General features: G+C 59.9%; 17 protein-coding genes. 11 read left to right on the top strand and 6 right to left on the bottom strand.

Annotated features, from left to right (window positions below; genetic code table 11):
* Nucleotides 1-24 precede the first annotated feature (24 nt).
* Both ACA071_RS22710 and ACA071_RS22705 read left to right on the top strand, forming a co-directional pair.
* A complete protein-coding gene (locus tag ACA071_RS22710; protein ID WP_497645373.1) occupies nucleotides 25-627 on the top strand; it encodes a DsbA family protein in 603 nt (200 codons plus the stop codon).
* Entirely contained in the window at nucleotides 620-2,437 is a 1,818-nt protein-coding gene (locus ACA071_RS22705) for an ABC transporter ATP-binding protein (RefSeq protein WP_497641217.1), read from the top strand. Before ACA071_RS22710 ends, ACA071_RS22705 begins: the two co-directional genes overlap by 8 nt.
* A 153-nt stretch (nucleotides 2,438-2,590) precedes the next feature.
* On the opposite strand, the gene ACA071_RS22700 is transcribed toward ACA071_RS22705, so the two are convergent.
* Nucleotides 2,591-3,298, bottom strand: coding sequence for a hypothetical protein (locus ACA071_RS22700; protein ID WP_497641216.1), 708 nt, complete (start codon nucleotides 3,296-3,298; stop codon nucleotides 2,591-2,593).
* A gap of 292 nt (nucleotides 3,299-3,590) precedes the next feature.
* On the opposite strand from ACA071_RS22700, the gene ACA071_RS22695 reads away from it, so the two are divergent.
* Complete coding sequence (locus tag ACA071_RS22695; protein WP_497641215.1) at nucleotides 3,591-6,047, top strand: EAL domain-containing protein; 2,457 nt, start codon at nucleotides 3,591-3,593, stop codon at nucleotides 6,045-6,047.
* Between the two features lie 79 nt (nucleotides 6,048-6,126).
* Nucleotides 6,127-6,888 (top strand): iron-containing redox enzyme family protein, encoded by a 762-nt coding sequence (locus ACA071_RS22690; RefSeq protein ID WP_497641214.1) that lies wholly within the window; start codon nucleotides 6,127-6,129, stop codon nucleotides 6,886-6,888.
* 120 nt (nucleotides 6,889-7,008) lie between these two features.
* Here ACA071_RS22690 and ACA071_RS22685 read toward each other — a convergent pair whose 3' ends face one another.
* The 5 genes from ACA071_RS22685 to ACA071_RS22665 form a co-directional block, all read right to left on the bottom strand.
* Nucleotides 7,009-7,935, bottom strand: a complete 927-nt coding sequence (locus tag ACA071_RS22685; protein WP_497641213.1) for a GGDEF domain-containing protein — start codon at nucleotides 7,933-7,935, stop codon at nucleotides 7,009-7,011.
* 374 nt (nucleotides 7,936-8,309) lie between these two features.
* Nucleotides 8,310-9,050 carry a YciK family oxidoreductase gene (locus ACA071_RS22680; protein ID WP_497641212.1) on the bottom strand — a complete coding sequence of 247 codons (741 nt, stop codon included), beginning with the start codon at nucleotides 9,048-9,050 and terminating at the stop codon, nucleotides 8,310-8,312.
* A gap of 75 nt (nucleotides 9,051-9,125) precedes the next feature.
* Entirely contained in the window at nucleotides 9,126-9,797 is a 672-nt protein-coding gene (gene mupP, locus ACA071_RS22675) for an N-acetylmuramic acid 6-phosphate phosphatase MupP (RefSeq protein ID WP_497641211.1), read from the bottom strand.
* Nucleotides 9,798-9,801: 4 nt separating this feature from the next.
* A complete protein-coding gene (ubiG, locus tag ACA071_RS22670; protein WP_497641210.1) occupies nucleotides 9,802-10,500 on the bottom strand; it encodes a bifunctional 2-polyprenyl-6-hydroxyphenol methylase/3-demethylubiquinol 3-O-methyltransferase UbiG in 699 nt (232 codons plus the stop codon).
* Between the two features lie 58 nt (nucleotides 10,501-10,558).
* The gene (locus ACA071_RS22665) at nucleotides 10,559-11,893 is read right to left on the bottom strand and encodes a TRZ/ATZ family hydrolase (RefSeq protein WP_497641209.1); all 1,335 of its coding nucleotides are present in this window, start codon (nucleotides 11,891-11,893) and stop codon (nucleotides 10,559-10,561) included.
* Nucleotides 11,894-12,001: 108 nt separating this feature from the next.
* Here ACA071_RS22665 and mtnA point away from each other — a divergent pair, with 108 nt between their 5' ends.
* The 7 genes from mtnA (at nucleotide 12,002) to cmk (ending at nucleotide 22,634) form a co-directional block, all read left to right on the top strand.
* On the top strand, nucleotides 12,002-13,078 hold the full coding sequence (mtnA, locus tag ACA071_RS22660) for an S-methyl-5-thioribose-1-phosphate isomerase (protein WP_497641208.1): 1,077 nt from the start codon (nucleotides 12,002-12,004) through the stop codon (nucleotides 13,076-13,078).
* Between the two features lie 424 nt (nucleotides 13,079-13,502).
* Nucleotides 13,503-16,166, top strand: a complete 2,664-nt coding sequence (gene gyrA / locus ACA071_RS22655; RefSeq protein WP_123510133.1) for a DNA gyrase subunit A — start codon at nucleotides 13,503-13,505, stop codon at nucleotides 16,164-16,166.
* A gap of 243 nt (nucleotides 16,167-16,409) precedes the next feature.
* Entirely contained in the window at nucleotides 16,410-17,495 is a 1,086-nt protein-coding gene (gene serC, locus ACA071_RS22650; RefSeq protein WP_497641207.1) for a 3-phosphoserine/phosphohydroxythreonine transaminase, read from the top strand.
* On the top strand, nucleotides 17,495-18,589 hold the full coding sequence (gene pheA / locus ACA071_RS22645) for a prephenate dehydratase (RefSeq protein WP_028620536.1): 1,095 nt from the start codon (nucleotides 17,495-17,497) through the stop codon (nucleotides 18,587-18,589). The genes serC and pheA overlap by 1 nt, the downstream gene beginning before the upstream one ends.
* Before the next feature lie 10 nt (nucleotides 18,590-18,599).
* Entirely contained in the window at nucleotides 18,600-19,712 is a 1,113-nt protein-coding gene (gene hisC / locus ACA071_RS22640; RefSeq protein WP_497641206.1) for a histidinol-phosphate transaminase, read from the top strand.
* Nucleotides 19,713-19,740: 28 nt separating this feature from the next.
* The gene (locus ACA071_RS22635; RefSeq protein WP_497645372.1) at nucleotides 19,741-21,948 is read left to right on the top strand and encodes a bifunctional prephenate dehydrogenase/3-phosphoshikimate 1-carboxyvinyltransferase; all 2,208 of its coding nucleotides are present in this window, start codon (nucleotides 19,741-19,743) and stop codon (nucleotides 21,946-21,948) included.
* The gene (gene cmk / locus ACA071_RS22630; protein WP_054051914.1) at nucleotides 21,945-22,634 is read left to right on the top strand and encodes a (d)CMP kinase; all 690 of its coding nucleotides are present in this window, start codon (nucleotides 21,945-21,947) and stop codon (nucleotides 22,632-22,634) included. Before ACA071_RS22635 ends, cmk begins: the two co-directional genes overlap by 4 nt.
* The last annotated feature ends 116 nt before the right edge of the window (nucleotides 22,635-22,750 follow it).

Below are 22,750 nucleotides of genomic sequence, written 5' to 3'. Positions count from 1 at the left end.
CGCCTGCTCTATGTGATGGACCCGATGTGTTCCTGGTGCTGGGGCTTCGCGCCGGTGGCCGAAGCGCTGGTCGAGCAGGCACAGGCAGCGGGCGTGGAATTGCATCTGGTGGTGGGCGGCTTGCGCACCGGCAGCGGCGCGGCACTGGAGCCGACCACTCGGCGCTACATTCTTGAGCACTGGCAGGCGGTCACCGAGGCCACCGGCCAGCCGTTCAAAACCGAAGGCGCCTTGCCCGACGGTTTTGTCTACGACACCGAGCCCGCTTGCCGGGCCTTGGTCACGGCGCGCAACCTGGCGCCGGATTGTGCGTGGAAGCTGATGGGGCTGATTCAGCATGCGTTCTACGCTGAGGGGCGCGATGTCACCCACGCCAGCGTGCTGGTGGAGTTGGCGGAACAGGCCGGTTTACCGCGCATCGAATTCGCCGCTGCATTTGATCGCGCCGATCAGCACGCCGCGACCGCGGCCGATTTCACCTGGGTCCAGGACCTGGGCATCGCCGGGTTCCCGACCTTGCTCGCCGAACGCGACGGGCAACTGGCGCTGCTGACCAACGGCTATCAACCCTTGAGTGAACTGTCACCGCTGCTCGGCCGCTGGCTGGAGCGCGCTGCCTGTGCATGATTTGCCCGATGACGCACCCGCAGCCCCGCGAGTCGATCGACTGAGCTGGGCAGAAATCCGCCGCTTGGCCCTGCATCACAAAAAATCCCTGTGGATCGCCAACGGCGTGGCCGTTCTGGCGACCCTGTGCAGCGTGCCAATACCTTTGCTTCTGCCGTTACTGGTGGACGAAGTGCTGCTGGGCCACGGCGATTCCGCCCTGAAGGTCATGAACCACGCACTGCCTGATGCCTGGCAGAAAGCCGCCGGCTACATCGGCCTGATGCTGCTGGTGACCTTTGTCCTGCGCTGTGGCGCGTTGCTGTTCAACGTGGTGCAGGCGAAGTTGTTTGCGGCGCTGGCCAAGGACATCGTTTATCGGATTCGCGTGCGGCTGATCGAACGGCTCAAGCGGATTTCCCTGGGTGAATACGAAAGTTTGGGCAGCGGCACAGTGACCACACACCTGGTCACCGACCTCGATACCCTGGACAAATTCGTCGGCGAAACCCTCAGTCGTTTCCTCGTGGCGATGCTGACCCTGGTCGGCACCGCGAGCATCCTGATCTGGATGCATTGGAAGCTGGCGCTGCTGATCATGCTGTTCAACCCGCTGGTGATCTACGCCACAGTGCAGTTGGGCAAACGGGTCAAACACCTGAAGAAACTCGAAAACGACAGCACTTCGCGCTTCACCCAGGCATTGACCGAAACCCTGGATTCGATTCAGGAAGTGCGGGCCGGCAACCGGCAGGGATTCTTCCTCGGACGCCTCGGTCAGCGCGCCCGGGAAGTGCGCGATTACGCGGTGAACTCTCAGTGGAAAACCGACGCCTCGAACCGAGCCAGCGGCTTGCTGTTTCAGTTCGGCATCGATATTTTTCGCGCGGCGGCGATGCTCACGGTGCTGTTTTCCGACCTGTCCATCGGTCAGATGCTCGCGGTGTTCAGCTACCTGTGGTTCATGATCGGTCCGGTGGAGCAGTTGCTGAATCTGCAATATGCCTACTACGCCGCCGGTGGCGCGCTGTCGCGGATCAACGAGTTGCTGGCCCGGGCCGATGAGCCGCAATACCCCGGTGGCATCGACCCATTCCAGGGGCGCAACACCGTGGGCATCGACGTTCAAGGCTTGAGTTTCAGCTACGGCGACGAACTGGTGCTGGACCAGATGAACCTGTCCATCGCCCCCGGTGAAAAAGTCGCGATTGTCGGCGCCAGCGGTGGCGGCAAAAGTACTCTGGTGCAGTTGCTGCTGGGTTTGTACACGCCGCTGGCCGGGACGATTCGCTTTGGTGGTGCGACGCAACAAGAGATCGGCCTGGAAACCGTGCGGGAAAATGTCGCCGTGGTGCTGCAGCATCCGGCGTTGTTCAACGACACCGTGCGCGCCAACCTGACCATGGGCCGCGAACGCAGCGACGAAGCGTGCTGGCAGGCCCTGGAAATCGCTCAGCTCGATGGCACCGTTCGCGCCTTGCCCCAGGGCCTGGACAGTGTCGTCGGCCGCTCCGGCGTGCGCTTGTCCGGTGGCCAGCGCCAGCGCCTGGCTATTGCCCGGATGGTCCTGGCCCAACCCAAAGTGGTGATTCTCGACGAAGCCACCTCCGCGCTGGACGCCGCCACTGAATACAACCTGCACGAGGCGCTGACGCGATTCCTCAGCGAACGCACGACCCTGATCATTGCCCACCGCTTGTCAGCAGTGAAGCAGGCCGACCGCGTGCTGGTGTTCGACGGCGGGCGCATCGCCGAGGATGGCGACCATCAGCAATTGATTGCCGATGGTGGGTTGTACGCCAAGCTTTATGGGCATCTCCAGCAGTTGTAAGTCATTTCCACATCACTTCCAGCGCGTTCTGCCCACCGTCGTATCCGAACTCTTTGACCACGACCGAGCAGCTGTTGCACGGCGGCATGGTCGTGGCGATATTGACTGACTGCATCATTTCGCGATCCGGGTATTTCCCGCGGATCACGCTGATCAGTTTGGCTTCACTGTCCAGAGACGCCGGCCGTGTATTTGCTGTGTATCAATCAGTGCAGAATCGGACGCATTACGTCGACTGGTCCGGAATGCGGCACGATCTTTATCGGTGGGACGTCGTCTAAGCGCCAGAATGTCGAAGTCGTCCTCCAGTCTCAGATGATGGCTGGCTATTTTTTCTTGCAGGGCCTGTATCGCGGCCGGATGTTCCTGCAGGTGTCGCGGCCTCCACGGCACGAGACCGTAAAACCCGCACATCCTGCCCAGGCTGATAGTACGGTTAGAGTTGATCTGCCCGCCCAATAAAGTGGCTGCCCGTTCGATCCGGGGTTTGAGTACTTGCCAACTTGCCTTCTGCGTCAGTTCCAAAGTGACTTTGTGGCCCTCGTTACTCCAGCCTTGATAAACATACTTGCCCTCTTCAAGGGTGACGCTCAGGTCGCCCTGCTTTATTTGGTGTGTTGTGCACATGTCTATGTAGTCTCGATCACGCAACACATGCCATAGAGCATTAAGCCCATCCTCACTCACCCTATGTAACGGTGAAAAAAGCCCTGTCGATATTAAGTTGCTCAGATTGACTGTTGTGGGCAGCTCACGCAGGGCAGACAGCATGAGTTCATAATCTTCCAACTGACCTTTATGTAGTTCGGCTTCGGAAGGGTTTGTGGGGGGAAACAGGCCACCGGGAGTGATCGTTTGCATGAGAGTCTTCTCTTGATTGTCGATGAACTGCGCATCGCTCGGGGCGTTGGCGTCCGGGCTCGATTACAAGCGATCAAGTGAAGGATCAGGCGGTACATAGTTATGCCGGGGGAGTTTTCCAGAGGCGGTTGATCCTCCTTTTTGTCCGATCTGCACTGAAAAACCGTTATTTATGGCAACTTGTCCACGTCGGGAGCAGGCGTCTCCTTGCGGGGACAGGGAACGCCTCCTAGTCTTGCGGGAGTGGTCAGATCTGGATGATGATCAGGGCAGTACCTATGCAAGGGACCTCATGAAGCCAAAACGGACTCTCGGAACGCCACGATTGTTGGGCATCGTCTGGCCGTTTATCGCCGTCGTGCTGTTTCAAGCGTTGCTCGGCGGCGTCAGCCTGTATGTGCTGTCGGCGGTTCGTGGCTATGTGGCCGGGGAAAGCCTTTGGTCCAAGGGCCAGAAGGACGCCATTTATTACCTCAATCTCTACGCCGACAGCCGCGACGAGACGATCTTCCTCAAATACCAGAACGCGATTGCCGTGCCCCAGGGCGGGCATGAGTTGCGCGTGGCACTGGATAAGCAGCCGCCGGACCTCGAAGCCGCACGGCTGGGGATTCTCAAGGGGGGTAACCATCCGGACGACGTTTCCAGCGTTATCTGGCTGTACTTGAACTTCCGGCATTTCAGTTATCTGGAAAAAGCCATTGATCTCTGGACGGTGGGCGACTCTTATCTGGTGCGACTGGATGACGTCGCTCGGGAGATGCACCAGCATGTGGTCGACAATCAGGCCAACGTGGTCGATATCAAGCGCTGGAAGGATCAGATTTTTGCCATAAACGACGGTGTAACCCCAGCTGCCAAGGCGTTCAGCGATGCGCTGGGCGAGGGTTCGCGGGTGATTCTGCGGCTGTTGCTGGTGACCAACCTGGCCACCGCGCTGGGGTTGATCGTGCTGGCATTGCTGCGCACCCACAAGCTGCTCAAGCAGCGACATGCCTTTGCCGAGGCCCTGCAACTGGAGAAGGACCGGGCGCAGATCACTTTGCAGTCGATTGGCGATGGCGTGATCACCACGGATGTCGAAGGGGCGATTGCCTACATGAACCCGGCCGCCGAGGCCATGACCCACTGGAAAGCCGAGCAGGCCACCGGGTTACCGCTGGCGGCGTTGTTCAATCTGCTGGACGAGAATGCCCAGGCCGACGGCTTTACCTTGATCGAGCACATCTTGAGTGGCCAGCTCAGCGGCGGCAGCGAGCATTCCAAGCTGATCCAGCGCCTGGACGGCAGCACGGTGTCGGTGACCCTGGTCGGCGCGCCGATCCGCAACGCCGGTAAAGTCAGTGGTACGGTGCTGGTGCTACACGACATGACCCAGGAACGGCAATACATCGCCAACCTGTCCTGGCAGGCCACCCACGACGCCTTGACCGGGCTGGCCAACCGCCGCGAGTTCGAATATCGCCTGGAGCAAGCGCTGCACAACCTGACGCGCCAGCCTGGGCGGCATGCCTTGATGTTCCTCGACCTCGACCAATTCAAACTGGTCAACGACACCTGCGGCCATGCGGCGGGCGATGAGCTGCTGCGGCATATCTGCGCGTTGCTGCAATCCGGTTTGCGCGAAGGCGACACCCTGGCCCGGCTGGGCGGTGACGAGTTCGGCATCCTGCTGGAGAACTGTGCGCCGGAGCATGCGGAAAAAATCGCCGAGGTGCTGCGCCAGACTGTGCAAAACCTGCACTTTGTGTGGAAGGGGCGGCCGTTCCTGACCACCGTGAGCATCGGCCTGGTGCATGTCGCCCAGACGCCGACGACCCTCGAAACCTCGCTGCGTGCCGCCGATATGGCCTGTTACATGGCCAAGGAAAAGGGCCGCAACCGGGTTCAGGTCTACCATGCCGACGATTCGGAACTGTCCCTGCGTTTCGGAGAAATGGCCTGGGTCCAGCGTTTGCACATGGCGCTGGAAGAGAACCGCTTCTGCCTGTACGCCCAGGAAATTGCGCCGCTGGGGCATATCGAACAGGGCGGACACATCGAAATACTGCTGCGTCTGCATGACGAGGCCGGGCGGATGATTTTGCCCGACAGTTTCATTCCGGCCGCCGAGCGTTATGGCTTGATGACGTCGCTGGATCGCTGGGTAGTGGAGAACGTCTTCAAGATCATTGCCCAATGTATTGCCGAACAGCGCAAAGGTCCGTTGGCCATGTGTGCGATTAATCTGTCAGGTATTACTATCGGAGATGAGGCGTTCCTGGACTTCTTGCGTGAACAGTTTGTTACTTACGCTATTCCTCCTGAAATGATTTGTTTTGAAATTACAGAAACCAGCGCTATTTCGAATCTGGGAAGTGCAATCAGATTTATTAATGAACTCAAAGGTTTAGGTTGCCACTTCTCACTTGATGACTTTTGCGCCGGAATGTCCTCGTTCGCTTACTTGAAACATTTACCTGTAGACTTCTTGAAGATCGATGGGAGTTTCGTAAAGGATATGCTGGACGACCCGATTAACCGCGCAATGGTCGAGGTGATAAACCACATCGGCCATGTCATGGGTAAGCGCACTATTGCCGAGTTTGTCGAGACACCCCAGATCGAGCAGGCATTGCTCGAAATCGGTGTGGATTACGCTCAAGGGTATGTCATCGAACGCCCGCAGTTGTTTACCTGTGACAGTTTGCAAAGTCGTCCCGCCAGACCGCAACCGCTGTTATTCAAGGCGCCTGGCACGTTCCGTTGAAATCTCTTGCTGATCCTTACAATCACAAATCAAAAGGAGCCGAACAGTGATCGACACATTCAACCGAACCGGACCACTCATGGAAGCTGCAAGTTATCCCGCCTGGGCTCAGCAACTGATCCAGGATTGCAGCGAGAGCAAACGCCGGGTTGTCGAACACGAACTGTATCAGCGCATGCGAGATAACAAACTCAGCGCCAAGACTATGCGTCAGTACCTGATAGGTGGCTGGCCGGTGGTCGAGCAGTTCGCGTTGTATATGGCACAAAATCTCACCAAGACCCGTTTTGCCCGCCACCCCGGCGAAGACATGGCGCGACGCTGGCTGATGCGTAACATTCGCGTCGAGCTGAACCACGCCGATTACTGGGTGCACTGGAGTCGGGCGCATGGTGTCAGCCTGGAAGATCTGCAAGCGCAACAGGTTGCCCCTGAGCTTCATGCCTTGAGCCACTGGTGCTGGCACACCAGTTCGGCGGATTCGCTGATCGTGGCCATCGCTGCCACCAACTACGCCATTGAAGGTGCGACCGGGGAGTGGTCGGCGCTGGTTTGTTCCAGTGGGCTCTACGCGGCGGCCTTCCCTGAGGAAGATCGCAAGCGGGCGATGAAGTGGCTGAAGATGCACGCCCAGTACGATGACGCCCACCCGTGGGAAGCGCTGGAAATTATCTGCACCCTGGCGGGCATGCACCCGAGCAAATCCTTGCAAGTGGAATTGCGCCAGGCCGTGTGCAAGAGCTACGACTACATGTTCCTGTTCCTGGAGCGCTGCATGCAGCAGGAACACGCGGAGCGGGTGCCGGTAGCGCGTGAGCGGATGGCGCTGGCTGAAAGCTAAAGGTAATCAAACCCTGTAGGAGCTGCCGCAGGCTGCGATCTTTTGATCTTGATCCTCTGCGGTCTCAAGGTCGCCAAAAGATCGCAGGCTTCGCCAGCTCCTACATGAGCCCTCACGGGCTCAACCCGCCATCGCCAGGCGATTACGCCCCTCGCGCTTGGCCACGTACAACGCGCTGTCGGCTCGGCGCAACAGGCTTTCGGCAGATTCGCCGGGCAGCAGGGTCGAGCAACCAAGACTGACGGTCAGCTCGATTGAATGGCCATCGGCTTGATAGTCCTGGGCCTGTGCCGCAAACCTCAAACGTTCGCCAACCATGGCCGCCGCTTCCCGAGTGGTGTTCGACAGTAAAATCAAAAACTCCTCGCCGCCAAACCGGAACACCATGTCCACGTTACGCAACTGGCCCTTGATCGAAGCGGCAACCGCTTTGAGCACTTCATCGCCGGCGCTGTGCCCGTGGCTGTCATTGACGCGTTTGAAGTGGTCGATATCCAGCATCAGCAACGACAACGGTTGTAAATGCCGCCGCGACATTTCGATTTCCCGTTGCAGGGTCTGGTCCATGGCAACACGGTTGCCGGTGTCGGTGAGCGGGTCACGCAAGGCGCTTTGGGTCGCTGCACGGTAAAGCAGGGCGTTGCGCATCGGATAGAGCAGCGCAGACAGCAGCGACTCCAGATTGCCCTGTTCCTGTTCGTTGAAGCGTTTATTGCGGCGGAACACCAGTTCACCCAGATGTTCACCTTCGTGGCTCAGGCTATAGCTGACCGAGTGATGACCGCGCTGACCGAATTCCAGGCGTAAGTCACTGGCCTTGTGCTGATAGCTCAAGGCATCCAGAGGAACAAGGCGTTGAATTTCGCGGAAAAAGAGCCCGAGAATGCGTTGCGGCTCAAGACTGGTTTGCAGCTGTTGGCCCAGTTGCTGGCGCAATTGCGCGAGACTGACTGGCCGCTCCAGGAGAGGAGGCTGCTGACCAAAGCCCAGGCGTTGCAATTTGGCGCTATCGAAGTCAATTGCGTTGGTCTGGGAAGGTGATTTCATATGGCGTGAGCCCCTAAGCAGTAAGGCTGTCTTACAGGCTGGGTGAGAGCGGCTTTGGGCTGCGCGTCATACTGGTCCATCAGTCCCGTAGGACATTTGGTACGAGTTTAGTCCGCTTTGTCGAAGATAAGTACCTATCGACTCAGGCGCGACTGCCAGCTGCTTTCACACGGCGTGTCTGAACAAAATTAGAGCGAAAGTCGTGCCATTCGGTTCATTTGAATAAAAGCCGTTCTAAATCATCGGATTAGAGCGCTGCTTTGAAAATGTCGGCGGATCCGGCGGCATTTGTTTGACTGGAAAGGGTGGAGGTTGCAGCGGTTGTTGCGTGCCGCGACGGTTAAATGTCGCGGCACAAATGCGACGTGCGGGCGTTACTGGGCATTAAAGGCCTGGCCGTTGATGCCCGTGCTGTCCGGACCCATCAGGTACAGGTAGACCGGCATGATCTCCTCAGGCGCCGGGTTGTTCAGCGGGTTCTCCCCCGGATAGGCCTGGGCACGCATGCTGGTGCGGGTGGCGCCGGGGTTGATGCTGTTTGAGCGCACCGGTGCCACGGTGTCGACTTCATCGGCCAGGGTTTGCATCAGCCCTTCGGTAGCAAACTTGGAGACGCCATAAGCGCCCCAGTACGCCCGACCCTTGCGTCCGACGCTGCTGGAGGTGAATACCACCGAAGCGTCCTGGGATAGCTTGAGCAACGGCAGCAGAGTGCTGGTGAGCATGAACATGGCGTTGACATTGATGTGCATGACGCGCATGAAGTTTTCGCCGGACAACTGCTCGATCGGCGTGCGCGGGCCGATGATCGACGCATTGTGCAGCAAGCCGTCGAGATGGCCGAATTCAGTCTCGATCATCGCCGCCAACTCATCGTATTGATGGGGCAGGGCGGTTTCCAGGTTAAAGGGAATCACGGCCGGTTGTGGATGACCGGCGGCTTCGATTTCGTCGTAGACCTGAGTCAGGTTGGCTTCGGTCTTGCCCAGCAACAGCACGGTGGCACCATGGGCCGCGTAGGTTTTCGCGGCGGCGGCGCCGATACCACGGCCAGCGCCGGTGACCAGAATGACCCGGTCCTTGAGCAATTCAGGGCGGGCGGAATAATCAAACATAAAAAACCTCTACGAGAGTTAGATCGTTCCCACGCTCCGCGTGGGAATGCAGCCAGTGACGCTCCGCGTCGCCGCTCAGCAACTACACAGCGCGCTATCAAGCACCTTACGTAACTCCAGCGGATGATCGACCACCACATCCGCGCCCCAATGCCGCGGGTTATCGTCCGGATGGATGTAGCCGTAGGTCACGGCGGCGGTCTTGGTGCCGGCATCGCGCCCCGACTCGATATCGCGCAGATCATCACCGACAAACAACACGCTGGCGGGGTCCAGTTCGAGCATCTTGCAGGCGAGGATCAACGGCTCAGGGTCCGGTTTGCTGTTCTTCACGTGATCCGGGCAGATCAGCAGCGCCGAACGCTTGGCCAATCCAAGCTGTTGCATGATCGGTTCGGCAAACCGCAGCGGCTTGTTGGTGACCACGCCCCAGATCAGGTTGGCCTTCTCGATGTCGGCCAGCAGTTCACCCATGCCGTCGAAGAGTTTGCTGTGAACCGCGCAACCCACGAGGTAACGCTCCAGGAACTCCAGGCGCAACTCCTCGAACCCCGGTGATTCCGGGTCCATGGAAAACGTTACCGCAACCATCGCCTTGGCGCCGCCGGAGATCTCGTCGCGAATGTGCTGGTCGTTCATCGGTGGCAGGCCGCGATCGGCGCGCATTGCCTGGCAGATAGCAATGAAGTCCGGCGCAGTGTCGAGCAGGGTGCCGTCCATGTCGAAAAGGACTGCTCTGATTCGCATCGGCTTACTCCTCGCGCAGGGTCTGGATCATGTAGTTGACGTCCACGTCGGCCGCCAGTTTGTAGTGCTTGGTCAGCGGGTTGTACGTCAGGCCGATGATGTCCTTGACGGTCAGGCCGGCCATGCGGCTCCAGGCACCCAGTTCGGACGGGCGGATGAATTTCTTGAAATCGTGAGTGCCGCGCGGCAGCAGCTTCATGATGTATTCGGCACCGATGATGGCGAACAGGTACGCCTTCGGGTTGCGGTTGATCGTGGAGAAGAACACCTGCCCGCCGGGCTTGACCATCTGGAAGCAGGCGCGGATCACCGAGGACGGGTCCGGCACGTGTTCGAGCATTTCCAGGCAGGTAACCACGTCGAACTGCTCGGGCATTTCTTCGGCCAGGGCTTCGGCGGTGGTCTGGCGGTATTCGACGCTCACGCCGGATTCCAGCTGATGCAGTTGCGCGACCGCCAGCGGTGCTTCGCCCATGTCGATGCCCATGACAGTGGCACCGCGCTGGGCCATGGCTTCGCTGAGGATGCCGCCGCCGCAACCGACGTCGAGGACTTTCTTGCCGGCCAGGTTGACCCGTTCGTCAATCCAGTTGACCCGCAACGGGTTGATGTCGTGCAGCGGTTTGAACTCGCTTTCACGGTCCCACCAGCGGTGAGCCAGGGCTTCGAATTTGGCGATTTCGGCGTAGTCGACGTTGCTCATGGTTTAAGTCCTCTAAAACTTGAAAAATCCTGTTGCCCCAGGTTTACGCCCGGGGTGCTTACGATTCGGTGTGGCCGCTGATGCGTTGGCCCCAGGCCTTGGCCGTGGCGCAGAGTTGTGCTTCATCCAGACGCGTCAGGCGCTGGTCGTCGAGCAGTTGCTTGCCGGCGACCCAAAGGTGTTTCACACAGTCGCGACCGGTGGCGTAGATAAGCTGCGAAACCGGGTCGTAGATCGGTTGCTGGGCGAGACCGGACAGGTCGAAGGCGACGATGTCCGCAGCCTTGCCGATTTCCAGCGAGCCGACTTCAGCCTCGATGCCCAGCGCGCGGGCACCGTTGAGGGTGGCCATGCGCAACGCACGGTGGGCGTCCAGCGCCGTGGCCGAGCCGGCGACAGCCTTGGCCAGTAACGCGGCGGTGCGGGTTTCGCCGAGCAGGTCCAGGTCATTGTTGCTGGCCGCGCCATCGGTGCCGACGGCGACGTTCACCCCGGCTTGCCACAAGCGTTCCACCGGGCAGAAACCGCTGGCCAGCTTCAGGTTCGATTCCGGGCAATGAATCACATTGGTGTTGCTTTCTACCAGCAAGGCCAGGTCTTCATCGCTGATCTGGGTCATGTGAACCGCCTGGAAGCGTGGCCCTAGCAAACCCAGGCGCCCGAGGCGGGCTAGCGGGCGTTCGCCGCGCTGTTCCACTGATTGCTGCACTTCGAAGGCGGTTTCGTGGACGTGCATGTGAATCGCTGCGTCCAGCTCTTCGGCGATCACCCGGATTTTCTCCAGATTTTCGTCGCCCACGGTGTAGGGTGCATGGGGGCCGAAGGTGATTTTGATGCGCTCGTGGTGCTTGAGATCGCCGAACAGTTCAACGCCCTGACGAATGGCTTCATCCGCTGTAGCGGCACCAGGAATCGGGAAATCAAGGATCGGAATGGCGATTTGTGCGCGAATGCCGCTGTTATGAACCCGCTCGCTGGCAACCTTCGGGAAGAAATACATGTCAGAGAAACAGGTGATGCCACCTTTAATCTGCTCGGCGATCGCCAGGTCCGTGCCATCGCGCACGAAGTCTTCATCGACCCACTTGGCCTCGGCCGGCCAGATGTGGTTTTCCAGCCAGGTCATCAGCGGCAGATCGTCGGCCAGGCCACGGAACAGCGTCATCGCCGCGTGACCGTGGGCGTTGATCAGGCCGGGGGCGAGCAGAACATCCGGCAGCTCGCGGACTTCTGTCGCGTTACACTTCAGCGCTTCGGCACGCGGGCCGATAAACACGATGCGACCGTCGCGAATGCCCAGGCCGTGCTCTTTGAGAACCACGCCAGCGGGTTCGACGGGTACCAGCCAGGTCGGCAGCAATAATAAGTCGAGCGCAACGGCAGGTTTCGGCATCGAGGGTCGGTTCCAGTGCTTTTGTAAAGGATGGCGAAGTATACCCGAGCGTCTTCGCGGGGGGATCGCTATAATCGGCGGCTTTTGTTCATGAGTGCGGGGTGTGGGATGCGCGATCGACTGTTGGCTGCGGAGAAGGTTAAGGCCATCGATTGGCGTGATGGCGCCCTGTACCTGCTGGATCAGCGGATTTTGCCATTCGAGGAAACCTGGATCGCCTACACCAGCGCTGCTGGCGTGGCCGAGGCCATTCGCTCGATGGTGGTGCGCGGCGCGCCGGCGATTGGCATCAGTGCCGCGTATGCCATGGTGCTTTCAGCCCGCGCCCGTATTGCCGAGGGCGGTGACTGGCAGGCCGCGTGGGAAGAGGATTACGCATTGCTGGCCGATTCCCGTCCAACGGCCGTGAACCTGTTCTGGGCCTTGAGTCGCATGCGTGATCGCCTGGATCGCCTGAAGGAAGATGCAGACCCTCTGGCGGCTCTGGAGGCAGAGGCCATCGCCATTCACGAAAGTGATCGCGAGGCCAACCTGACCATGGCGCAGTTGGGTGTGGACCTGATCCGCAAGCATCAAGGCAATGCCCAGGCAATCCTCACTCACTGCAACACCGGCGCCCTGGCCACCGGCGGTTTCGGCACGGCGCTGGGGGTGATTCGCGGCGCCTTCATCGAAGGCATGGTCGAGCGCGTCTACGCCGACGAAACCCGCCCGTGGCTGCAAGGTTCGCGGCTGACCGCGTGGGAGCTGGCCAATGAAGGCATTCCAGTGACCCTTAATGCCGACGCCGCCGCCGCGCACATCATGAAAACCAAAGGCATTACCTGGGTGATCGTCGGCGCTGACCGGATCACCGCGAATGGCGATGTGGCCAACAAGATCGGCACCTATCAACTGGCGGTGAGCGCCATGCACCACGGTGTGCGGTTCATGGTGGTGGCGCCGAGCTCGACCATCGATATGAGCCTGGCCAGTGGCGACGACATTCCTATCGAAGAACGCGCCGGCAGCGAACTGCTGGATGTGGGTGGTCAGCGGGTCGGGGCCGATGTCGAGGCCTTCAACCCGGTGTTCGACGTGACCCCGGCGGATCTGATCGATGCGATCGTCACCGAGAAGGGCATCGTCGAGCGACCGGATACGGCGAAAATGGCGCAGTTGATGTGTCGCAAGCGCCTGCATTGACGGTATTTGTTGTCAGTTAAAACGCCTTCGCGGGCACGCCTCGCGCCTACAGGTTCCACATTCCTGTAGGAGTAAAGCTTGCCCGCGATGAACCATGACTCGATCTCTCGTCCCTGCTGTCCCATATTCTGCTTGCGAATAGAGGGTTGTGACGGCTCTAAGCCTCTCTCGTCCCCGTTAAGCCTGTCACCGGTCAACTAACTATGCTCCATGCGCATCAGGGGGATAGGTGCGTGGCGGCTCTTGTGATAACATCCGGCGTTTTCCGAGGCAGTCCCGCGGGGTTGTCTTTACTGCGCAGATCCATGGCATAACTCGTTGATTTGTCGTAAGTCGGTGCATGGCACTCAGCCTGCGTCGGCGAGCTTCGTTCGTCCCATATGGATGTGACGAAGTTTCACCAGAAAAAGGAATCAGGCTTCTCATGGGCGAACTGGCCAAAGAAATCCTCCCGGTCAATATCGAAGACGAGCTGAAGCAGTCCTACCTCGACTACGCGATGAGCGTAATTGTCGGGCGGGCACTGCCGGATGCGCGCGATGGCTTGAAGCCCGTGCACCGGCGTGTGCTGTTCGCGATGAGCGAGCTGGGCAACGACTTCAACAAGCCGTACAAGAAATCTGCCCGTGTTGTCGGTGACGTGATCGGTAAGTATCACCCTCACGGTGATACCGCGGTGTACGACACCATCGTTCGGATGGCGCAGCCATTCTCGCTGCGTTACCTGCTGGTAGACGGTCAGGGCAACTTCGGTTCCGTGGACGGCGACAACGCCGCCGCCATGCGATACACCGAAGTGCGCATGACCAAGCTGGCGCACGAGCTGCTGGCTGACCTGCACAAAGAAACCGTGGACTGGGTGCCGAACTACGACGGCACCGAAATGATCCCGGCGGTCATGCCGACCCGTATTCCCAACCTGCTGGTCAACGGCTCGAGCGGTATCGCCGTGGGCATGGCGACTAACATCCCGCCGCACAACCTCGGTGAAGTCATCGACGGTTGCCTGGCCCTCATCGACAACCCTGAGTTGACCATCGATGAGCTGATGCAATACATCCCGGGTCCGGACTTCCCGACCGCCGCGATCATCAACGGTCGCGCCGGCATCATCGAAGCCTACCGTACCGGTCGCGGGCGCATTTACATGCGTGCCCGCTCGATGATTGAAGACATCGACAAGGTCGGTGGTCGTCAGCAGATCGTCATCACCGAACTGCCTTACCAGCTGAACAAGGCCCGTCTGATCGAGAAGATCGCCGAGCTGGTAAAAGAGAAGAAGCTGGAAGGCATCACCGAACTGCGCGACGAGTCCGACAAGGACGGTATGCGCGTCGTGATCGAGCTGCGTCGTGGCGAAGTGCCTGAGGTGATCCTCAACAACCTCTACGCCCAGACTCAGTTGCAGGCGGTGTTCGGTATCAACATCGTTGCGCTGATCGACGGCCGTCCACGGATCCTGAACCTCAAGGACCTGCTGGAAGCCTTCGTTCGTCACCGTCGCGAAGTGGTTACCCGCCGTACCGTGTTCGAGCTGCGTAAAGCCCGCGAACGTGGCCACATCCTGGAAGGTCAAGCGGTTGCCCTGTCGAACATCGACCCGGTCATCGCCCTGATCAAGGCTTCGCCGACGCCGTCGGAAGCCAAGGAAGCGCTGATCAAGACCGCGTGGGAATCTTCCGCCGTGGTCGCGATGGTTGAGCGTGCCGGTGCCGATTCCTGCCGTCCGGAAACCCTGGACCCGCAATACGGCCTGCGTGAAGGCAAGTACTTCCTCTCGCCAGAACAGGCACAAGCCATTCTGGAGCTGCGTCTGCACCGTTTGACCGGTCTGGAACACGAGAAGCTGCTGGCCGAGTATCAAGAGATCCTCAACCAGATCGGCGAGCTGATCCGCATCCTCAGCAGCGCCACGCGCCTGATGGAAGTGATCCGCGAAGAACTGGAAGTGATCCGCGCCGAATACGGCGACGTGCGCCGCACCGAAATTCTCGATGCCCGTCTCGACCTGACCCTGGGTGACATGATCCCGGAAGAAGAGCGCGTCGTGACCATCTCCCACGGTGGCTACGCCAAGACCCAGCCTTTGGCTGCGTATCAGGCTCAGCGTCGTGGCGGTAAAGGCAAATCGGCCACTGGCGTGAAGGATGAGGACTACATCGCTCACCTGCTGGTCGCCAACAGCCACACCACGCTGCTGCTGTTCTCCAGCAAAGGCAAAGTGTACTGGCTGAAAACCTACGAAATCCCGGAAGCGTCCCGCGCTGCCCGTGGTCGTCCGCTGGTCAACCTGCTGCCGCTGGACAGTGATGAATACATCACCACCATGCTGCCGGTTGATGAATACACCGAAGGTCACTTCATCTTCATGGCGACCGCCAAAGGCACCGTGAAGAAGACCCCGCTGGAATCCTTCAGCCGTCAACGCAGCGTTGGTCTGATCGCGCTGGAGCTGGACGAAGGCGACGTGCTGATTTCTGCTTCCATTACCGATGGCAGCCGCGAAGTCATGCTGTTCTCCGACGGCGGCAAGGTAACGCGCTTCAAGGAAACTGACGTTCGCGCCATGGGCCGTACCGCTCGCGGTGTCCGCGGCATGCGTCTGCCGGAAGGCCAGAAGCTGATTTCCATGCTGATCCCGGAAGAAGGCAGCCAGATCCTCACCGCGTCTGCCCGTGGTTACGGCAAGCGTACGGCGATCACCGAGTTCCCTGAGTACAAGCGTGGCGGTCAGGGCGTTATCGCCATGGTCAGCAACGATCGCAACGGCCGTCTGGTCGGTGCCGTCCAGGTGCTCGACGGCGAGGAAATCATGCTGATTTCCGACCAGGGCACACTGGTTCGTACCCGTGTCGACGAAGTCTCCAGCCTGGGTCGTAACACTCAGGGTGTGACCCTCATCAAACTCGCCAGCGACGAAACGCTGGTCGGTCTGGAGCGGGTTCAGGAGCCGTCGGAAGTCGAGGGCGAAGAGCTCGAAGGTGAAGAGGGCGAAGAAGGTGCAGTGTTCGACGGTGAGGTCGTGATCGACGACGTTGCCGAAGACCAGCAACTCGACGCCGCAGCCGACGAAGAGCCACAGGAATAATCGGGTAAACAGGGGGCGGATGAGAATTCGCCCCTTCTTGTTTCTCCTGTTTGAATATGGAATGTAGGAGCCGTAGGAGCTGTCGAGTGAAACGAGGCTACGATCTTTTGATCTTGCTTTGTAGGATCCAGGAAAAGATCGCAGCCTCGTTTCACTCGACAGCTCCTACAGAATTTCAGAATTTCAGAATTTCAGAATTTTCAGTTTATTGCGTGATACCACCAAATCAGAGCGAGATTGGATGTGAGCAAGAGAGCCTATAACTTCTGTGCCGGTCCTGCGGCGCTGCCTGAAGCTGTCCTGAAGCGCGCTCAGGGTGAACTCCTCGATTGGCACGGCAAGGGCCTGTCGGTCATGGAAATGAGCCATCGCAGTGATGAGTTTGTGTCCATCGCCACCAAGGCCGAGCAGGATCTGCGTGATCTGCTGAATATTCCCTCGAACTATAAAGTGCTGTTCCTGCAGGGCGGCGCCAGCCAGCAATTTGCTCAGATTCCGCTGAACCTGTTGCCTGAAGGCGGCTCTGCCGACTATATCGATACCGGTATCTGGTCGCAGAAAGCCATCGAAGAAGCTTCGCGCTACGGCCACGTCAACGTCGCCGCGACCGCCAAGCCTTACGACTATTTCGCCATTCCCGGTCAGAACGAATGGAGCCTGTCGAAAGACGCGGCCTACGTTCACTACGCGCCGAACGAAACCATCGGCGGCCTGGAATTCAACTGGATCCCGGAAACCGGTGATATTCCGCTGGTCGCCGACATGTCTTCGGACATCCTCTCGCGCCCCGTGGATATCTCGCGTTTCGGCATGATCTACGCCGGCGCCCAGAAAAACATTGGCCCGAGCGGCATCCTGGTGAACATCATCCGCGAAGACCTGCTCGGTCACGCCCGTTCCCTGTGCCCGACCATGCTCAACTACAAGGTCGCGGCTGATAACGGCTCGATGTACAACACGCCGCCAACCCTGGCCTGGTACTTATCGGGTCTGGTATTCGAGTGGCTGAAAGAGCAGGGTGGTGTTGAGGCCATCGGCAAGCTCAATGAAGTCAAGCAGCGCACGCTGTACGATTTCATCGACGCCAGCGGCCTGTACAGCAACCCGATCAACAAGTCGGATCGCTCGTGGATGAACGTGCCGTTCCGTCTGGCCGACGATCGTCTGGACAAGCCGTTCCTGGTCGGCGCCGACGAACGTGGCCTGCTGAACCTCAAGGGTCACCGTTCCGTGGGCGGCATGCGCGCCTCCATCTATAACGCCGTCGACATCGTTGCGGTCAACGCACTGATTTCGTACATGGCAGAGTTCGAGAAGGAACACGGCTAATGTCTGAGCAAGAACTCAAGGCGCTGCGCGTTCGCATTGATGCCCTGGACACCAAAGTCCTGGAGCTGATCAGCGAACGTGCACGCTGCGCCCAGGAAGTTGCGCGAGTAAAGATGGCCTCGCTGGCCGAAGGCGAAGTGCCGGTGTTCTATCGTCCTGAGCGTGAAGCTCAGGTGCTCAAGCGCGTGATGGAGCGTAACCAGGGCCCGTTGGGCAACGAAGAGATGGCGCGGTTGTTCCGCGAAATCATGTCCTCGTGCCTGGCCCTCGAGCAGCCGCTGAAAGTGGCTTACCTCGGCCCTGAAGGTACGTTTACCCAGGCCGCGGCGATGAAGCATTTTGGCCACGCCGTGATCAGCAAGCCGATGGCGGCGATCGACGAAGTGTTCCGTGAAGTGGCGGCCGGCGCGGTGAATTTTGGCGTGGTCCCGGTGGAAAACTCCACCGAAGGCGCGGTCAACCACACCCTCGACAGCTTCCTCGAACACGACATGGTGATCTGTGGCGAAGTCGAGCTGCGGATTCACCATCACCTGTTGGTCGGTGAAAACACCAAGACCGACAGCATCAGCCGCATCTATTCCCACGCCCAGTCCCTGGCCCAGTGCCGCAAGTGGCTGGACGCCCATTACCCGAATGTCGAGCGCGTGGCGGTGTCCAGCAACGCCGAAGCGGCCAAGCGGGTCAAGGGTGAGTGGAACTCGGCGGCGATTGCCGGCGACATGGCCGCAGGCCTGTACGGGTTGACCCGTCTGGCCGAGAAAATCGAGGATCGCCCGGACAACTCCACGCGCTTCCTGATGATCGGCAGCCAGGAAGTGCCGCCGACCGGCGACGACAAGACATCGATCATCGTCTCCATGAGCAACAAACCCGGCGCGCTGCACGAGTTGCTGGTGCCGTTTCACGACAACGGCATCGATCTGACACGGATCGAGACCCGTCCGTCGCGCAGCGGTAAATGGACCTACGTGTTCTTCATCGACTTCGTCGGCCACCACCGCGATCCGTTGATCAAAGGTGTGCTGGAAAAGATCAGTCAGGAAGCAGTAGCACTCAAAGTGCTGGGTTCCTACCCGAAAGCAGTTCTCTAAGGGGTAGCAAATGAGTGGTGACTTCCTCGCTCTGGCACAGCCGGGCGTGCAACAACTTTCGCCGTACGTTCCGGGCAAGCCTGTGGATGAACTGGCGCGCGAGCTGGACATCGATCCGGCGAAAATCGTCAAACTGGCGAGCAATGAAAACCCGTTGGGCGCCAGTCCCAAGGCTCTGGCCGCGATTCGTGAAGAATTGGCCGAGCTGACCCGCTATCCCGATGGCAACGGTTTTGCGCTCAAGACCCTGCTGGCCGAGCAGTGCCGCGTCGAGCTCAATCAAGTAACGCTGGGCAACGGTTCCAACGACATTCTGGAACTGGTCGCGCGCGCTTATCTGGCCCCGGGCCTGAATGCTGTGTTCAGCGAGCATGCGTTCGCGGTTTACCCGATCGTGACCCAGGCCGTGGGTGCTGACGCGCGTGTTATCCCAGCCAAAGACTGGGGCCACGACCTGCCGGCCATGCTGGCCGCGATCGATGCCGACACCCGAGTCGTGTTCATCGCCAACCCGAACAACCCGACCGGGACCTGGTTCGGTGCCGAAGCGCTGGACGAATTCCTCCAGGACGTCCCGGCGCATGTGCTGGTGGTGCTGGATGAGGCCTACATCGAATACGCCGAAGGCAGCGACTTGCCGGATGGCCTGGACTTCCTCGCGGCCTATCCGAACCTGCTGGTTTCGCGCACCTTCTCCAAGGCCTATGGTCTGGCGGCGCTGCGGGTCGGTTATGGCTTGTCCACCGCTGTGGTGGCCGATGTGCTGAACCGCGTGCGCCAACCGTTCAACGTCAACAGCCTGGCCCTGGCCGCCGCGTGCGCTGCACTGCAGGACGCCGAATACCTGGCTGAAAGCCGTCGCCTGAACGAAGCCGGCATGCTGCAACTGCAAGCGGGTTTCCGTGAGCTGGGGTTGAGCTGGATTCCGTCCAAAGGCAACTTCATCTGCGTCGATCTGGGGCAGGTCGCTGCGCCAGTCTTCCAGGGCCTGCTGCGCGAAGGCGTGATCGTGCGTCCGGTGGCCAATTACGGCATGCCGAACCACTTACGCATCACCATCGGTCTGCCGGCTGAAAACAGTCGCTTCCTTGAGGCGCTGACCAAGGTTCTGGCTCGTGGTTGATGTCACTGCACTGCAATCTGCTGAACCTATGATCGGGCGCCTGGTGGTGGTCGGTCTGGGGTTGATCGGTGGTTCGTTTGCCAAGGGTTTGCGCGAAAGTGGCCTGTGCCGCGAAGTGGTTGGGGTCGATCTCGATCCGCAGTCGCGCAAGCTGGCGGTTGAGCTGGGCGTAGTGGATCGTTGCGAAGAAGACCTGGCCGTTGCTTGCCAGGGCGCCGACGTGATTCAACTGGCCGTGCCGATTCTTGCCATGGAAAAAATGCTTGTCCGTTTGGCGGGCATGGACCTGGGGCAAGCGATCCTGACCGACGTCGGCAGCGCCAAAGGCAACGTGGTGCGTGCGGCCACCGAAGCATTTGGCGGCATGCCGGCGCGTTTCGTGCCGGGGCATCCGATTGCCGGCTCCGAGCAGAGCGGGGTGGAAGCCTCCAATGCCGAGTTGTTCCGTCGCCATAAAGTGATTTTGACACCGCTGGATCAAACCGATCCGGCAGCCCTGGCCGTGGTTGACCGTTTGTGGCGCGAATTAGGCGCCGATGTCGAGCATATGCAGGTCGAGCGCCATGACGAAGTGTTGGCGGCAACCAGCCATTTGCCGCACTTGCTGGCGTTCGGTTTGGTCGACTCGTTGGCCAAGCGCAATGAAAATCTTGAGATCTTCCGTTACGCTGCGGGCGGTTTTCGCGATTTCACAAGAATCGCCGGAAGCGACCCGGTGATGTGGCACGACATCTTCCTCGCCAACCGCGAAGCTGTCCTGCGCACACTCGATACATTTCGCAGTGACCTCGACGCCTTGCGCGACGCGGTCGATGCAGGGGATGGGCACCAATTGTTGGGCGTGTTCACTCGCGCCCGGGTTGCTCGCGAACATTTCAGTAAAATCCTGGCCCGCCGGGCATATGTGGACGCTATGAATTCCAACGACCTGATTTTCCTGGGACAACCTGGTGGCCGCCTGACTGGGCGGATTCGTGTACCGGGCGACAAATCGATTTCCCACCGCTCGATCATGCTCGGCTCCCTGGCCGAAGGCACCACCGAAGTGGAAGGTTTTCTCGAGGGCGAAGATGCCCTGGCGACCTTGCAAGCCTTCCGTGACATGGGTGTCGTGATCGAAGGTCCGCACCACGGTCGCGTGACCATTCACGGCGTCGGCCTGCATGGCCTGAAGCCTGCGCCGGGTCCGATCTATCTGGGCAACTCCGGCACCTCGATGCGTCTGCTGTCCGGCCTGTTGGCTGCGCAGAGCTTCGACAGCACCCTGACCGGTGATGCTTCTCTGTCCAAGCGTCCGATGAATCGCGTAGCCAATCCGCTGCGTGAGATGGGTGCCGTGATCGAGACCGCCGCAGAAGGTCGTCCGCCGATGACCATTCGTGGCGGCAACAAGCTCAAAGGCCTGACCTACACCATGCCGATGGCCAGCGCCCAGGTTAAATCCTGCCTGCTGCTGGCGGGTCTGTACGCTGAAGGCAAGACCACCGTCACCGAGCCGGCACCGACCCGCGACCACACCGAGCGCATGCTGCGTGGCTTCGGCTACCCGGTGACCGTCAACGGCGCTACCGCGTCGGTCGAGTCCGGCCACAAACTGACCGCGACCCACATCGAAGTGCCGGGTGACATCTCGTCGTCGGCGTTCTTCCTGGTCGCGGCGTCAATTGCCGAAGGTTCGGAGCTGGTGCTTGAACACGTCGGTATTAACCCGACCCGGACTGGCGTGATCGACATCCTGCGTCTGATGGGCGCCGACATCACCCTGGAAAACCAGCGTGAAGTGGGTGGCGAGCCTGTAGCCGACCTGCGCGTGCGAGCAGCTAAACTCAAGGGTATCGAGATTCCCGAAGCGCTGGTACCTCTGGCCATCGACGAGTTCCCGGTGCTGTTTGTGGCCGCGGCCTGTGCCGAAGGGCGCACCGTGCTGCGCGGCGCCGAAGAGCTGCGGGTCAAGGAATCGGACCGGATCCAGGTCATGGCCGATGGCTTGCTGGCGTTGGGCGTCAAGTGCGAGCCAACCCCGGACGGCATCATCATCGACGGCGGCCTGATCGGCGGCGGCGAAGTGCATGGTCACGGCGATCACCGGATCGCGATGGCCTTCAGCGTGGCTTCATTGCGCGCCACGGCGCCGATCCGCATCCATGACTGTGCCAACGTCGCGACTTCGTTCCCGAATTTCCTCGCGCTGTGCGCGCAGGTCGGTATTCGTGTTGCACAAGAGGCTCAGTCGTGATTATCAAGCCACCGGTCATCACCATCGACGGCCCTAGCGGTTCGGGCAAGGGCACTATTGCCGGGATTCTGGCCAAGCGCCTGGGTTGGTGCCTGCTGGATTCCGGTGCGCTTTATCGTCTGCTGGCATTCGCGGCGCGCAATCATGGTGTCGATCTGACCAATGAAGAGTCGCTGAAGCTGTTGGCCGCTCATCTGGACGTGCAGTTCGTCGGCGCGACCGAAGGTCATCCGCAGCGAATCATCCTTGAAGGTGACGATGTCACTGATGATCTGCGCAACGAACAGGTTGGCGCCTGGGCCTCCCAGGTTGCTGCGCTGCCGGCGGTGCGCGACGCGCTGCTGCAACGCCAGCGGGCGTTTCAGGAGCCACCGGGCCTGGTGGCTGATGGCCGCGACATGGGCACCGTGGTTTTTCCGGACGCGCCGCTGAAGATATTCCTGACTGCCAGTGCCGAAGAGCGTGCGCGCCGTCGATACTTGCAGTTGAAGGGCAAAGTCGATGGTGTTAGTCTGTCGAGTCTGCTAGATGAGATACGTGTCCGCGATGAGCGTGACACCCAGCGAGCGGTAGCCCCGCTCAAACCGGCGGCTGACGCCATACAGCTGGATTCCACGGAATTATCCATCGATCAGGTGCTGGAACGCATCATGAGTGAAATCGCCATTCGCGATATCGCCGGGTGACCAAGAAGCTTCGCAGGGGACCAGTCATAGTCTTGCGATGCTTCTTCTAATGAACGTAACCCACGTCGTCTGGGATGTGGAGATGGGCGTATCCTTCGCCCTTATTCAACAGGAAT

The sequence above is a fragment of the Pseudomonas sp. LBUM1646 genome (assembly GCF_059716165.1).
Note: the sequence above shows the minus strand (reverse complement) of the source record. Positions and strands in the feature narration are given on the sequence as shown.

Excerpts from the sequence above, each read along its gene's own strand:
- ACA071_RS22710 (WP_497645373.1), top strand. The coding sequence starts at position 25 with ATGTGTTCCTGGTGCTGGGGCTTCGCGCCGGTGGCCGAAGCGCTGGTC.
- ACA071_RS22700 (WP_497641216.1), bottom strand. The coding sequence starts at position 3,298 with ATGCAAACGATCACTCCCGGTGGCCTGTTTCCCCCCACAAACCCTTCC.
- ACA071_RS22695 (WP_497641215.1), top strand. The coding sequence starts at position 3,591 with ATGAAGCCAAAACGGACTCTCGGAACGCCACGATTGTTGGGCATCGTC.
- ACA071_RS22690 (WP_497641214.1), top strand. The coding sequence starts at position 6,127 with ATGGAAGCTGCAAGTTATCCCGCCTGGGCTCAGCAACTGATCCAGGAT.
- ACA071_RS22685 (WP_497641213.1), bottom strand. The coding sequence starts at position 7,935 with ATGAAATCACCTTCCCAGACCAACGCAATTGACTTCGATAGCGCCAAA.
- ACA071_RS22680 (WP_497641212.1), bottom strand. The coding sequence starts at position 9,050 with ATGTTTGATTATTCCGCCCGCCCTGAATTGCTCAAGGACCGGGTCATT.
- mupP (WP_497641211.1), bottom strand. The coding sequence starts at position 9,797 with ATGCGAATCAGAGCAGTCCTTTTCGACATGGACGGCACCCTGCTCGAC.
- ubiG (WP_497641210.1), bottom strand. The coding sequence starts at position 10,500 with ATGAGCAACGTCGACTACGCCGAAATCGCCAAATTCGAAGCCCTGGCT.
- ACA071_RS22665 (WP_497641209.1), bottom strand. The coding sequence starts at position 11,893 with ATGCCGAAACCTGCCGTTGCGCTCGACTTATTATTGCTGCCGACCTGG.
- mtnA (WP_497641208.1), top strand. The coding sequence starts at position 12,002 with ATGCGCGATCGACTGTTGGCTGCGGAGAAGGTTAAGGCCATCGATTGG.
- gyrA (WP_123510133.1), top strand. The coding sequence starts at position 13,503 with ATGGGCGAACTGGCCAAAGAAATCCTCCCGGTCAATATCGAAGACGAG.
- pheA (WP_028620536.1), top strand. The coding sequence starts at position 17,495 with ATGTCTGAGCAAGAACTCAAGGCGCTGCGCGTTCGCATTGATGCCCTG.
- hisC (WP_497641206.1), top strand. The coding sequence starts at position 18,600 with ATGAGTGGTGACTTCCTCGCTCTGGCACAGCCGGGCGTGCAACAACTT.
- ACA071_RS22635 (WP_497645372.1), top strand. The coding sequence starts at position 19,741 with ATGATCGGGCGCCTGGTGGTGGTCGGTCTGGGGTTGATCGGTGGTTCG.